This window comes from Streptomyces sp. H51 (genome assembly GCF_035656535.1).
Lineage (GTDB): Bacteria > Actinomycetota > Actinomycetes > Streptomycetales > Streptomycetaceae > Streptomyces.
Window position 1 is genome coordinate 312,177 of sequence record NZ_JAYMHD010000051.1, and the last position, 12,550, is coordinate 324,726.

15 protein-coding genes are annotated in these 12,550 nt (G+C 73.3%); 8 read left to right on the forward strand and 7 right to left on the reverse strand.

The window, feature by feature from the left end; translation table 11 throughout:
* Nucleotides 1–82: 82 nt before the first annotated feature.
* Nucleotides 83–1,654 carry an AMP-binding protein gene (locus tag VKA29_RS18185; protein WP_420718521.1) on the forward strand — a complete coding sequence of 524 codons (1,572 nt, stop codon included), beginning with the start codon at nucleotides 83–85 and terminating at the stop codon, nucleotides 1,652–1,654.
* 286 nt (nucleotides 1,655–1,940) lie between these two features.
* Here VKA29_RS18185 and VKA29_RS18190 read toward each other — a convergent pair whose 3' ends face one another.
* A complete protein-coding gene (locus tag VKA29_RS18190; protein ID WP_324786884.1) occupies nucleotides 1,941–2,624 on the reverse strand; it encodes a hypothetical protein in 684 nt (227 codons plus the stop codon).
* A gap of 182 nt (nucleotides 2,625–2,806) precedes the next feature.
* Nucleotides 2,807–3,046: a hypothetical protein gene (locus tag VKA29_RS18195; protein WP_324786885.1), complete on the reverse strand. Its 240-nt coding sequence runs from the start codon at nucleotides 3,044–3,046 to the stop codon at nucleotides 2,807–2,809.
* A gap of 297 nt (nucleotides 3,047–3,343) precedes the next feature.
* Here VKA29_RS18195 and VKA29_RS18200 point away from each other — a divergent pair, with 297 nt between their 5' ends.
* The 6 genes from VKA29_RS18200 to VKA29_RS18225 all read left to right on the forward strand — a co-directional run bounded on the left by VKA29_RS18200 (nucleotide 3,344) and on the right by VKA29_RS18225 (nucleotide 7,337).
* Nucleotides 3,344–3,595, forward strand: coding sequence for a hypothetical protein (locus VKA29_RS18200; RefSeq protein ID WP_324786886.1), 252 nt, complete (start codon nucleotides 3,344–3,346; stop codon nucleotides 3,593–3,595).
* Nucleotides 3,592–3,960: a helix-turn-helix domain-containing protein gene (locus tag VKA29_RS18205; protein ID WP_324786887.1), complete on the forward strand. Its 369-nt coding sequence runs from the start codon at nucleotides 3,592–3,594 to the stop codon at nucleotides 3,958–3,960. The genes VKA29_RS18200 and VKA29_RS18205 overlap by 4 nt, the downstream gene beginning before the upstream one ends.
* Before the next feature lie 124 nt (nucleotides 3,961–4,084).
* Nucleotides 4,085–4,603 carry a 2-oxo-4-hydroxy-4-carboxy-5-ureidoimidazoline decarboxylase gene (uraD, locus tag VKA29_RS18210; RefSeq protein WP_324786888.1) on the forward strand — a complete coding sequence of 173 codons (519 nt, stop codon included), beginning with the start codon at nucleotides 4,085–4,087 and terminating at the stop codon, nucleotides 4,601–4,603.
* Nucleotides 4,600–5,037 carry a hydroxyisourate hydrolase gene (gene uraH / locus VKA29_RS18215; protein WP_324786889.1) on the forward strand — a complete coding sequence of 146 codons (438 nt, stop codon included), beginning with the start codon at nucleotides 4,600–4,602 and terminating at the stop codon, nucleotides 5,035–5,037. The genes uraD and uraH overlap by 4 nt, the downstream gene beginning before the upstream one ends.
* Before the next feature lie 4 nt (nucleotides 5,038–5,041).
* Complete coding sequence (pucL, locus tag VKA29_RS18220; RefSeq protein ID WP_324786890.1) at nucleotides 5,042–5,935, forward strand: factor-independent urate hydroxylase; 894 nt, start codon at nucleotides 5,042–5,044, stop codon at nucleotides 5,933–5,935.
* A 31-nt stretch (nucleotides 5,936–5,966) separates the two neighbouring features.
* Nucleotides 5,967–7,337: an 8-oxoguanine deaminase gene (locus VKA29_RS18225; RefSeq protein WP_324786891.1), complete on the forward strand. Its 1,371-nt coding sequence runs from the start codon at nucleotides 5,967–5,969 to the stop codon at nucleotides 7,335–7,337.
* Between the two features lie 10 nt (nucleotides 7,338–7,347).
* Here VKA29_RS18225 and VKA29_RS18230 read toward each other — a convergent pair whose 3' ends face one another.
* Both VKA29_RS18230 and VKA29_RS18235 read right to left on the reverse strand, forming a co-directional pair.
* Nucleotides 7,348–7,962 (reverse strand): 3'-5' exoribonuclease domain-containing protein, encoded by a 615-nt coding sequence (locus VKA29_RS18230; RefSeq protein ID WP_324786892.1) that lies wholly within the window; start codon nucleotides 7,960–7,962, stop codon nucleotides 7,348–7,350.
* A gap of 66 nt (nucleotides 7,963–8,028) precedes the next feature.
* Complete coding sequence (locus VKA29_RS18235) at nucleotides 8,029–8,826, reverse strand: helix-turn-helix domain-containing protein (protein WP_324786893.1); 798 nt, start codon at nucleotides 8,824–8,826, stop codon at nucleotides 8,029–8,031.
* A gap of 96 nt (nucleotides 8,827–8,922) precedes the next feature.
* Between VKA29_RS18235 and VKA29_RS18240 the strand changes: the two genes are divergently transcribed.
* Nucleotides 8,923–9,771 (forward strand): SDR family oxidoreductase, encoded by an 849-nt coding sequence (locus tag VKA29_RS18240; protein WP_420718517.1) that lies wholly within the window; start codon nucleotides 8,923–8,925, stop codon nucleotides 9,769–9,771.
* 211 nt (nucleotides 9,772–9,982) lie between these two features.
* Here the strand turns inward: VKA29_RS18240 and VKA29_RS18245 are convergent, their stop codons facing one another.
* The 3 genes from VKA29_RS18245 to VKA29_RS18255 all read right to left on the reverse strand — a co-directional run bounded on the left by VKA29_RS18245 (nucleotide 9,983) and on the right by VKA29_RS18255 (nucleotide 12,504).
* Nucleotides 9,983–10,405, reverse strand: a complete 423-nt coding sequence (locus tag VKA29_RS18245; protein ID WP_324786895.1) for an acyl-CoA thioesterase — start codon at nucleotides 10,403–10,405, stop codon at nucleotides 9,983–9,985.
* 62 nt (nucleotides 10,406–10,467) lie between these two features.
* Nucleotides 10,468–11,100 (reverse strand): hypothetical protein, encoded by a 633-nt coding sequence (locus VKA29_RS18250; RefSeq protein ID WP_324786896.1) that lies wholly within the window; start codon nucleotides 11,098–11,100, stop codon nucleotides 10,468–10,470.
* A gap of 195 nt (nucleotides 11,101–11,295) precedes the next feature.
* The gene (locus tag VKA29_RS18255) at nucleotides 11,296–12,504 is read right to left on the reverse strand and encodes a pyridoxal phosphate-dependent aminotransferase (RefSeq protein WP_324786897.1); all 1,209 of its coding nucleotides are present in this window, start codon (nucleotides 12,502–12,504) and stop codon (nucleotides 11,296–11,298) included.
* Between the last annotated feature and the right edge of the window lie 46 nt (nucleotides 12,505–12,550).

Here is a 12,550-nt window from a genome sequence, read left to right on the forward strand (position 1 = left end):
CGTCTCCGACGAGCACGTCTCGAACCCGCAGGTTACGAACGGCTCCCCACTCTCGTACGCGCACGGGACCGGCGAGGTCCCGCTGCTCGGCGACACCATCGGGGCCAACCTCGACCGGGCGCTCGCCGCGTTCCCCGACCGCGAGGCCCTGGTCGACGTACCCTCCGGACGGCGCTGGACCTACGCCGAGTTCGGCGAAGCGGTCGACGACGTGGCGCGCGGCCTGCTCGCGCACGGCGTCACCAAGGGCGACCGGGTCGGCATCTGGGCGATCAACTGCCCGGAGTGGGTGCTGGTCCAGTACGCCACCGCCCGCATCGGCGTGATCATGGTCAACATCAACCCGGCGTACCGCGCGCACGAGTTGGAGTACGTGCTGAACCAGGCGGGGATCTCGGTGCTGATCTCCTCGCTCGCCCACAAGACCAGCGACTACCGGGCCCTGGTGGACCAGGTGCGCGGCAGATGCGCCGAGTTGCGCGAGACGGTGTACATCGGCGACCCGTCCTGGGACGCGCTGGTCGCGGCGGGTGCCTCGGTGCCGAAGGAGCGAGTGGCCGAACTGGGCGCCGAGCTGAGCTGCGACGACCCGGTCAACATCCAGTACACCTCGGGCACGACCGGCTTCCCGAAGGGTGCCACGCTCTCCCACCACAACATCCTCAACAACGGCTTCTGGGTGGGTCGCACGATCGGCTACAGCGAGCAGGACCGGGTCTGCCTGCCCGTGCCGTTCTACCACTGCTTCGGCATGGTCATGGGAAACCTGGCGGCCACCTCCCACGGCGCCTGCATGGTCATCCCGGCCCCGTCCTTCGACCCGAAGGCCACCCTGGAAGCCGTCCAGCGGGAGCGCTGCACCTCGCTGTACGGCGTCCCCACCATGTTCATCGCCGAGCTGAACCTGCCCGACTTCGCCTCCTACGACCTCTCCTCGCTGCGCACCGGCATCATGGCCGGCTCGCCCTGCCCGGTGGAGGTCATGAAGCGGGTGGTCGCCGAGATGCACATGGAGGAGGTCTCCATCTGCTACGGGATGACCGAGACCTCCCCGGTCTCCCTGCAGACGCGGATGGACGACGACCTGGAGCACCGCACCGGCACCGTCGGCCGCGTCCTGCCGTACCTCGAAGTGAAGATCGTCGACCCGGTGACGGGCGTGACGCAGCCGCGCGGCACCGCGGGCGAGCTGTGCACCCGCGGCTACAGCGTGATGCTCGGCTACTGGAACGAGCCCGAGAAGACCGCCGAGGCCATCGACCCCGCCCGCTTCATGCACACCGGCGACCTCGCCGTGATGCGCGAGGACGGCTACGTCGAGATCGTCGGCCGCATCAAGGACATGATCATCCGCGGCGGCGAGAACGTCTACCCGCGCGAGATCGAGGAGTTCCTCTACGGCCACCCGAAGGTCGCGGACGTCCAGGTGGTCGGGGTCCCGCACGAGCGGTACGGCGAGGAGGTCCTGGCCTGCGTCATCCCGCGCGACGCGGGCGACCCGCCCACCTTGGAGGAGGTCCGGGCGTTCTGCGACGGACAGCTCGCGCACTACAAGATCCCGAGCCGACTGCGGATCCTGGACGCCTTCCCGATGACGGTGTCCGGCAAGGTCCGCAAGGTGGAACTGCGCGAGCAGGCGGCCCGGGGGGAGTGACGGCGGTTCCGGCCGGACGGAGGTTCCGGCCGGACGGCGTGACGGCGGGGCGACCAGGGGGCGCGACGGCGGGGGCGACCGGGAGGCGCGCGAGCCGCGCGCGGACGGCGCTCGGGCGGCCGGGCCGCGCGCGGCCGGACGTGCGCCGCCCGGCCGCGCCCCGGCCGCGCTGCCCGGCGGCCTCGCGAGCGTGTCGCCAGGCGGGGCGCGGACGCGGCCTGTGCCGCTCGCTCGCGCGGACGACACGGTGGGCCGCCGCCTGGCCGAGGCGGCGGCAGCCCCGGGCCTACGCCGGGTCGTCCCGCTCCGGCGGCTCGGCGGGCGGCGGCGTGGTGCCGGTCGCCTCGGCGTCCAGGGCCTCGGCCAGGGCGTTGGCCGGCCGCGGGGCCCCGGTGGCGCTGAGGACGAACAGCGGAACGCGCAGGGCGACGGCGCCTTCGAGGGCCTCGGCGGAGTATCCGGCGAGGGAGAAGTGGAGGCAGTCCGCCGACTCCGTCATCGCCGCCAGCCACAGGCACTCCACGTCCCGCAGCGAGGCCGGGTGCACGGACGGGTCGACATGGGCCAGCAGACCCCGGGCGGCGAGCCCGATGCCGGACGGGGGCCGCTGGTCGGCGCGGCGGACGTTCTCGTGGCCGAGCCGGCGCAGATACACCACGGCGGCGGTGACCGCGCCGCGGGCCGTGCGGACCGGGCCCGCCCGTCCGGCCGGACGCGTCACGGGGATGCGGAGCGTCGTCCCGCACGGGCAGTCCAGCTCGGGCTGCGGCCACTGGCCCCGGTGGCCGCAGGCGGCGCAGCGCACCCCGACCCACTGCTCGTCCCAGCTGCGGTGCGTGACGGCCGTCGGCTCGCCGCACGGGTCCAGCGGCGGTGCGACCGGGGCGCCGCACACGCAGGGATACGACGGCGCTGTGTAGCGGTGCTCGCGCCGACAGGCCGGGCAGCGCACCGGCACGCTCTCGGACATGACCCCATCGTGCCCCAACTCGCCCAGCCTGTCCGTCACTTGGTGAATTTCGGCCATCTGCCCGCATTGCTTTCGGATGGCGGAAACCGTTTTCCTCGGATGAAATCCACAGAGCGCCCGTCCGTGGGCGGCCCACGGGCGGCCCGCCCACGGACGGCCCGCCCGCCGCGTGGCCGCGCGGCTCACGCCTCGTGGTGCTCCGACAGGCCGGGCCAGTCCTCCGGGCCGCCGCCCTGCCACTCGATGAAGTCCGTCTCCTCCACGTCGGTGACGTACAGGTCGGCCTGCCGCAGGATCTCGCTGACGTCGTCGACGTGCGTGGCGATTCCCAGCGTCTCCCGGCCCGCGGTGACCCGCCGGGATCCGTCCAGGGCCGGAGCGTGGACCACGATGTGCGGATGCTCGGTCGGATGTGCTGTCATGCCTTCAGACTCCTGCGTCCCGCGCGAGAACGCACGCGGACACCCCCGGCGCACAGGCCGGGCAGCCGCCCGGGGGTCGGGCCCGGGGCCTGGGGCCCGGGGGCCTGGGAGCAGGTGGCCCGGGGGCCCAGGAACCCGGGGATCCGGGCCGTCCCGGTCGGTTAAGGTCGGGGTCCGGACGCACGGAAGCCGGAGGCCCGGCCACCGCCGCCCGCCTCCCGTCGCCCGCCGTGCCGCCCGGATCGCCCTCCCCGTCGAGGGCCGTCAGACGCGCAGGTCAGAGAGGTGTGGGGCGCGATGCGACTGAGAGTTGAGTTCACCACCGAGCCCTTCGACCTCGACGAGCCGCCCGGCCACGCGCTGGTCGCCCGTGAGGTCATCGAGGCCGCCGACCTGGACTCCGTGGACGTGGGACCGTTCGGCAACACCGCCGAAGGGGGTGCCGACGCGGTCCTGACCGCCCTGGACGCCGTACTGCGCAAGACCCTGGAGGCCGGCGCCACCCGGATCTCGCTGCAGGTCAATGTGATCGGGGAGGCCGGGGAATGACCGGCGCGGGCGACGAGTCCTTCATCACCGCCGTGAAGCCGCTGGTCGACGCCATGGGCGGGGAGATGCTCCCGCCCGACGAGGCGGGTCCCGACGACGTCGTGCTCTCCTGGGAAGGCGCCGACGTGGTCGCCGTACGCCTGCCGCAGCTCGCCGACTCCCTCGACCACATCCTGGCCGCCATGGAGCGCAAGCGGGGCGGGCCGCTGGCCGACCTCGACCGCAAGGCCAAGCAGGAGGTCGTCCGGACCCTGGAGGCGCGCGGCGCGTTCTCCGTGCGGCACGGCGTGGAGACGGTCGCGAGCGCGCTCGGGGTCAGCCGCTTCACCGTCTACAACTACCTCAACCGGCAGAAGGAGAGCTGACCGGGTCAGCCGGGTTCGTAACCCGGAATTTTCAACAAACTGTTGACGTGGTGTCGTCGGGCGGCGTTAGCTGACGGCAGTCCGTTCGGTACGACGGCCGTTCACCGCCACGGAGGCCCCCCACGTGACGTCGACACCCCCGCCCCCGGGCCTGGCCCGGTTCAACGCCCTGGACGAGCGGGCGGCCCTCGCCGCCCTCCGCGAGGTGTGCGCCGCCACGGCCTGGGCGCGGCGGCTGCTCGCCGCCCGCCCCTACGCCACCGCCGACGACCTGTACGCGGCCAACGACGCCGCCATGGCCGTCCTGACCGGCGCGGACCTCGCCGAGGCCATGGCCGGCCACCCGCCGATCGGACGCCCGAAGCCGGGCGACGCCACCTCCGCCCGCGAACAGCGCGGCATGGCCGGCGCCTCCGGGGACGTCCGGGCGGAGATGCTGGAACTGAACCTGGCCTACCAGGAACGGTTCGGCCACGTCTTCCTGATCTGTGCCACCGGCCGCAGCGCCGAGCAGCTGCGTGACGCGGCCAGGGAACGGATCGGCAACCCGCCGGAGCGGGAACGGGAGATCGTCCGCGGGGAGCTGGGCAGGATCAACCGCATCCGACTCGCCCGACTCGTCGAAGGGGACGCCCGAACATGAGCACACGCACCACCGCCTCCGTGTCCACCCACGTCCTGGACACCTCCGCAGGCCGCCCCGCCGCGGGCGTCACCGTCCGGCTCCTCGCCCGGGACGCCCGGAACGACCAGGACCCCCAGGACGTCCGGGACGGCCGGGACGCCGGCTGGCGGCCGGTCGGCGGGTCCGTGACCGACGCCGACGGCCGGTGCAGGGACCTGCCGGACCCGCCGGAGGGGACCACCCACGTACGGCTCGACTTCGCCGTGGAGGCGTATCTCGAGCGTTCGGAGAAGAAGCAGGCCGATGCGCGGCAGGACGCCCCCGCGAACCGGGGCGGCGGCGCCGTGTTCTTCCCGGAGGTGTCCGTCACCTTCGCCGTCGTGCCGGGAGAGCACTACCACGTGCCGCTGCTGCTCAGCCCGTTCGGTTACTCCGTCTACCGAGGGAGCTAGCGATATGCCCATCCTGGGACAGAACCAGTACGGCAAGGCCGAGACCCGGGTCGTCAAGATCACCCGGGACGGCGCCACCCACCACGTCAAGGACCTCAACGTGTCTGTGTCGCTCAGCGGCGACATGGACGAGGTCCACTACTCCGGCTCCAACGCAAGCGTCCTGCCGACCGACACCACCAAGAACACGGTGTACGCGTTCGCCAAGGAGCACGGCATCGAGTCCGCCGAGCAGTTCGGCATCCACCTGGCCCGGCACTTCGTGACCTCCCAGGAGTCCATCCACCGGGCCCGCGTCCGGGTCGAGGAGTACGCCTGGGACCGCATCGAGCACGCGGGCGAGGGCGCGCACTCCTTCGCGCGCCGGGGCCAGGAGGTCCGGCTGGCGCAGATCACCTACGACGGCGAGGCGTGGGAGGTCGTCTCCGGCCTGAAGGACCTCGTCGTGATGAACTCGACCGACTCCGAGTTCTGGGGCTACGTCAAGGACAAGTACACGACGCTGCCGGAGGCGTACGACCGCGTCCTGGCCACCGAGGTCTCCGCGCGCTGGCGGTTCCGCTGGACCGGCGACGGGCAGCAGGCGCCCGACTGGGAGGAGTCCTACGCGCGGACCAGGCAGCACATCCTGCGGGCCTTCGCGGAGACCTACTCGCTCTCGCTGCAGCAGACGCTCTACCGGATGGGCGCGCGCGTCATCGACCACCGCGGCGAGATCGACGAGATCCGCTTCTCACTGCCGAACAAGCACCACTTCCTCGTCGACCTGAAGCCGTTCGGGCTGAAGAACGACAACGAGGTCTACTTCGCCGCCGACCGCCCCTACGGCCTGATCGAGGCCACCGTCCTGCGGGACGGCTGCGAGGCGCGCATCCCGGTGGACCTCACCAACCTCTGAGCCGGACACGGACGAAAGGAGAGGCCGCACGATGGCACAGCGCATCGTCGTCGAGAACTGCTCGATCGCGACCGTGGACGCCGACGACACCGAGTACGCCTCCGGCCATCTCGTCGTCGCCGGCGACCGCATCGAGTCGCTCGGCGCGGGCCCGGCCCCCGAGGGCCTGCGGGACGTCGTGCGCCGCATCGACGCCTCCGGCCACCTCCTGACGCCGGGCCTGGTCAACACCCATCACCACTTCTACCAGTGGCTCACCCGCGGCCTGGCCACGGACCACAACCTCTTCGACTGGCTGGTCGCGCTGTATCCGACGTGGGCGCGCATCGACGAGCCGATGGCGTACGCGGCGGCGCAGGGGTCGCTGGCGGTGATGGCCCGCGGCGGCGTCACCACCGCCATGGACCACCACTACGTCTTCCCCAGGGGCTCCGGCGACCTGTCCGGCGCCATCGTCCGCGCCGCCCGCGAGACCGGCGTCCGCTTCACCCTCGCCCGCGGCTCCATGGACCGCGGTGAGAAGGACGGCGGCCTGCCCCCGGACTTCGCCGTCGAGACGCTGGACGGGGCGCTCGCCGCGACCGAGGAGACAGTGCGTGAGCACCACGACGCCTCCTTCGGCGCGCTCACCCAGGTCGCCGTCGCGCCCTGCTCGCCCTTCTCCGTCACCACCGAACTGCTCACCCAGGGCGCCGAGCTGGCGCGCCGGCTCGGGGTGCGGCTGCACACCCACGGCTCGGAGACGGTGGAGGAGGAGAAGTTCTGCCACCAGCTGTTCGGCATGGGCCCGACCGACTACTTCGAGTCCACCGGCTGGCTGGGAGAGGACGTGTGGATGGCGCACTGCGTCCACATGAACGACTCCGACATCGCCGCCTTCGCCCGCACCGGGACCGGCGTCGCCCACTGCCCGTCGTCCAACGCCCGGCTGGCCGCCGGCATCGCCCGCGTCCCCGACATGCTGGCGGCCGGCGTCCCGGTCGGCCTCGGCGTCGACGGCACGGCGTCGAACGAGTCCGGCGAACTGCACACCGAACTGCGCAACGCCCTCCTCGTCAACCGTCTCGGCCCCCACCGCGAGGCCGCCCTGACCACCCGCCAGGCGCTGCGCCTGGGCACCCACGGCGGCGCCCGGGTCCTCGGCCGGGCGCACGAGATCGGCTCCCTGGAGCCCGGCAAGCTGGCCGACCTGGTGCTGTGGAAGCTGGACACCGTCGCCCACGCCTCCATCGCCGACCCGGTCGCCGCGCTGGTCCTCGGCGCGCCGGCACCGGTCACCGCCTCCTTCGTGAACGGCCGTCAGATCGTCGAGGACGGGCACCTGCTGCACGTCGACGAGGACGCGGTGGCCCGCGCCACCCGGGAGGAGGCCCGGCGGCTGGCCCGCATCGCCGCGGGGTGACGGCGCGCGGTCAGGCGGTCCCCGGCCCCGCTCCATGGGGGCCGGGCCGGCGCAGGAGGTTGGCGAGCAGCTCCGCCTGCTCGATGGCGTCGTCGAGGGCGTGGTGCGTGTGGCGTCGCCGGGACAGCAGTTCGCGCTCCATCGTCCCCTTCGCCACCGCCCGCAGTGGCAGGCCCGCCCTGGCCGCGTACAGCGTCTTCATGTCCAGGCAGCCGGAGTGCCCGAACGGGCTCCGCCCGGTGAAGCGGATCAGGTACCAGTACAGGAACGTCCAGTCGTACGAGGCCGGGTAGCCCGCCATCACCGGCTGCGCGTCCACCGCCACCTCGCGCACCCAGTCGCTGAACTCGGCCAGCGCCACGGCCGGTTCGGCGCCCTCGGCGGCCAGCCGCTCCCGGTCGAGACCGCTGACGGCCAGCGCCTCCGGCACGAAGTCGTCGCTGATCGGACGCAGTTCGCGGTAGAACGTCTGCCGCTCCGGATCGGCGGCGGTGAACCCGTCGGCGTCCTGCGCCCCGGCGACCGCGGCCCCCAGGCTCAGCATGGAGTACGGCCCGGGGATCGGCCCGTCGGCCTCGATGTCGACGGAGATGTACAGGCTCGGCTTGATGCGTCGTGCGGACATGAGCCCGGAGCATCGCATGATCGCCGCCGGTCCGCACCCGGATTCAGGGCCGGCCCGCACCCGGATTCAGGGTCGGCCCGCCCGCCCGCAGGGCAGGGCGTCCGGCAGCCGGCCGGTGATGTACGACCTGGGCGGCACCCCCATGAGGGTACGGAAGTCGGACGTCAGGTGCGCCTGGTCGTAGTAGCCGGTGGCGGCGGCCAGGTCGGCCCAGGGGCGCGTGGCCGCCTGGTCCAGCACCGTGCGTACCCGGTCGATCCGGGCGTAGTGCTTCGGCGACAGGCCGACGCCGTCGGCGAAGAGGTTCCGCAACTGCCGCTCGCTCACCGCGAGTTGCCGTGCCACCTCGGTCACGGGGCCGGGGATCCGGCCGTCGCGGGAGGACAGCGCGGCGACCCCGGCCCGCACCAGCTCGGCGCGCGAGCGGTCGGCGGCGGTGCGCAGCCGCTCGGGCAGCACCTCTGCCAGCCGGGCCACCGCCTCGCCGGGCTCCAGCCCCCGCAGCTCGTCGGCCAGCCGGCGGGCGACCGGACCGGGCAGCTCGTCCAACCGCGGCGCACGGCCCACCAGATCGGCCGCCGGTACGCCGAGCAGGGGGCGGACGGTGCCGGGCGCCAGCCGTACCTCGACGCACGAGACGAAGCGTCCGCCCAGGTGGTAGGAGGCGCGGGCACGCGGGCCCACGACCAGGGCGCTGCGGCGGCCGTCCTCCCCGGTCCGCACGACCACCTTCGTGGCGGCGTCGGGGAGGTGGATGTACGGCGCGGTCTGCTCGGCGTCCACCGACACCGATCCGATGCCCGCGATCCACCCGCGCAGCGGCTCCGGGGTGGGCAGGACCTGGAGGGACACGGCATTCGTCACCCCTCCACCGTAGGCGCGCTACACGGCCGTGCGGGCTCCGCGAGCGTGCCGGAATTTCCAAGAGCCGGGCGCCCCGGCCGGTGCACCGTGGTGGGCATGATCCTCGTGACGGGTGCCACCGGCACCATCGGCAGTGAAGTGGTACGGCAGCTCGCGGCGCGCGGCGAGAAAGTGCGCGCCCTGACCCGCGACCCGGCGGCGGCGCCGACGCCCGCCGGGGTGGAGGCCGTGCCCGGCCACCACCGCGACCGGGCCTCGGTGCGGGCGGCGATGGCGGGCGTGGACGCCGCCTTCCTGGTCGGCGTGTTCGGGCCGGACGACGGCGAGTACGACCGGGGCCTGGTCGAGGCGGCGCGGGCGGCGGGCGTACGGCGGATCGTGAAGCTCTCCTCGATCGGCACCGGCGACCCCCGGCTGGGCGTGTTCGGCACCTGGCACCTGCCCGGTGAGGAGGCCGTCCGGGCGAGCGGCCTGGAATGGACGCTCCTGCGACCCTCCTCCTTCGCCTCCAACACGCTGGGCTGGGCGCAGGCCGTGCGGGAGGGAACCCCCGTGCCCAGCATGATGAGCGACGGCGAGCAGGGCGTCGTCGACCCGCGGGACGTGTCCGGGACGGCGGTGGCCGCGCTGCTCGACGGACGGCACGCGGGACGCACGTACACCCTGACCGGTCCCGAGGCGATCAGCCCGAGCCGTCAGGCGGCGATTCTGGGCGAGGTCGTCGGCCGCCCGGTGCGCCTGTACGAGCCGACGCCGGAGGAACGGCGGGCGGGGCTGCTCGCGGCCGGCCTCGGTGAGGCCTACGCGGACAGTCTCGTGGTCGCCGCCCGCTTCATCGAGGAGGGCGGCAACGCCGTCGTCACCGAGGACGTGCGGGAGGTGCTGGGCCGGCCGGCGCGGACCTTCCGGGAGTGGGCCGAGGACCACCGGACGGCGTTCGTCTGAGCCGAGCGGACGGGCGGCGGCGATCACCGAGCCGGTGCCGGCCGGCAGTCGGCGGCCGGCGGCCGTCGCCGCGACCGACTCCGTGCCGCCGCCGGGCGGGAGGCACCGTGTCCCCATCGCCGGTCGCCCGGTCGCCCGGTCGCCTGCGACGCCGAGCACCGGCCGGGGATGCTCGGCGTCGCAGGCGACCGGCGGACGGCCGGTGCGGCGGTCAGATGCCGAACAGGCTGGGGTCGGACGCCAGTTCCTCGAAGATCTTCTGCGGTTCGGTGATCAGCCGACGCTCCTGGAGGTCGAGCAGGCCGCCCACCGCGGTGATCTCGGCGGCCACCGTGCCGTCCTTCTTGCGGATGGTCTGCTCGATGCGGAACGTCTTGCCCCCGCCCCAGTCGAAGGCGCACGTCACCTCGACCTCCTCACCGGCGAGCAGCTCCCGCTGGTAGCGGATGGTGGTCTCCAGCGCGACCGGGCCCACCCCCCGGGAGATCAGGCCCGCCTGGCTGATCCCGGCCGACTGCAGCATCGACCAGCGGGCGTGCTCGGCGTAGTTGATGTACACGGCCTGGTTGAGGTGGCCCTGCACGTCGGTCTCGTACCCGCGGACGGTCACCGGGACGGCAAACGGCTCGCTCATTGCGTTCCCCTCTCGCGTTCGCTCTCGCATGGTTGCCCTGCCCGCCGATCTTGGCATGTACGTCACCTGCGGCGGGGCGATGCCAGCAGATAGCGTTCACGCGTGCGGGGTTCGGTGTGCTCGCCGACCTGCCAGCCCGCCCGCTCCAGGGTGGCCGCACAGGCCCGCAGTGCCTCCGGGGCCGGCTCGTGCACGGCGACCGCCTCCGGCTGCGGCGTCCCGCGCACCCGGTAGCCGGCCGGGTCCGGTCCGGCCGGGCGGTGGCCGGCCGCCTCCAGGGCGAGCGCGGCGGCCCGCACCAGATGCGTGCGCTCCCAGCCGCACGGCCGGTCGGCGGCGCCGTCCGGATTGGTCATCCGGCGCAGCTCCAGCAGCCCCTGCCAGGCGCTGCGCACCTCACGGTCCCGGGCCGGCCCGGCGGGCGGCGGCTCCGCCTCCCCGCCGACCCGCGCCGCGAACACGCCGGCCTCCGGCCGCCCGCCGGCGGCGGTCTCTTCGTGTTCCTGTGCCGGCGCCTCCCGCAGCCGGTGCCCGGCCGGGGTCAGGAAGTGGTCGTGCGGCGGCCGCGGGTGCCGGAACGCGAGCCCCCGCCTGACCAGCGCCGCGAGCTGTGCCCCGGTCCCCCGCAGCCGGCCGGTCACGGGATCGGCCCCCTCGATGACCCGCCGCTGAGCAGCGGTCGGCGGTCGCGTCACGACGAACTCCCTCCCGGGCGGCGGCCCCCACGGCTTCGGCACCCTTCGGCCTGCTCCGAAGGCTACGACGGGGGTCCGACAATGCCGCCCCGGTCACTGCTCGGCGGTGCGGGGAGGCGCTCGGGGGCCCCGGCCGAAGGCCGGCCGAGCGTGCCGGTGCCGCCAGGGCAGGCGGGACCCCTGCGACACCCTGCGCTACTGGCGGTAGCCGCCGAGGAAGCGTCCGATGCGGCCGATGGCGGCCTCCAGGGACTCGGCGTGCGGCAGAGTGAGGATGCGGAAGTGGTCCGGGGCCGGCCAGTTGAAGCCGGTGCCCTGCACGACCTGGATCTTCTCGCGGAGCAGCAGGTCCAGGACGAACTTCTCGTCGTCGTGGATCTTGTGCACCTTGGGGTCCAGGCGCGGGAACGCGTACAGCGCGCCCTTCGGCTTCACGCAGGACACGCCCGGGATCTCGTTGAGCTTCTCCCAGGCCACGTCGCGCTGTTCGTGCAGGCGCCCGCCCGGCGCGGTCAGCTCCCGGATGGACTGGCGGCCGCCCAGCGCGGCCTGGATGGCGTACTGCGCGGGCGCGTTGGCGCACAGCCGCATGGAGGCCAGCATGGTCAGGCCCTCCAGGTAGTCCCTGGCGTGCTGCTTGGGGCCGGTGACGACCACCCACCCGGAGCGGAAGCCGGCCACCCGGTACGTCTTCGACAGGCCGCAGAAGGTGAGGACCACCAGGTCGGGGGCGAGCGCGGCGGCCGAGTGGTGCACGGCGTCGTCGTAGAGGATCCGGTCGTAGATCTCGTCGGCGAACACCATCAGGCCGTGACGGCGCGCGAGGTCGAGGATGCCCTCGACGATCTCCTTCGGGTAGACGGCGCCGGTGGGGTTGTTGGGGTTGATGATCACGACGGCCTTGGTGCGGCTGGTGATCTTCGCGGCCATGTCGTCCAGGTCCGGGTACCAGTCGGCCTGCTCGTCGCAGAGGTAGTGCACCGCCTTGCCGCCCGCGAGGGTCGTCACGGCCGTCCAGAGGGGGAAGTCCGGGGCGGGGATGAGGATTTCGTCGCCGTCCTCGAGCAGCGCCTGTACGGCCATCGACACCAGTTCGGACACGCCGTTGCCGAGGAAGACGTCGTCGACGTCCACCTCCAGGCCGAGGGTCTGGTAGCGCTGGGCGACGGCCCGGCGGGCGGAGAGGACGCCGCGGGAGTCCGTGTAGCCGTGGGCCTGCGGCAGCATCCGGATCATGTCCTGGAGGATCTCCTCCGGCGCCTCGAAGCCGAACAGCGCGGGGTTGCCGGTGTTCAGGCGCAGCACGCTGTGCCCCGCCTCCTCCAGCGCGTTGGCGTGCTCGATCACCGGGCCGCGGATCTCGTAGCAGACCTCGCTGAGCTTGTTCGACTGCCGGAACTCCATGCGCCGCTTCCCCTCTGCTGACTGGTGTTGCTTGGTTTTACCAAGT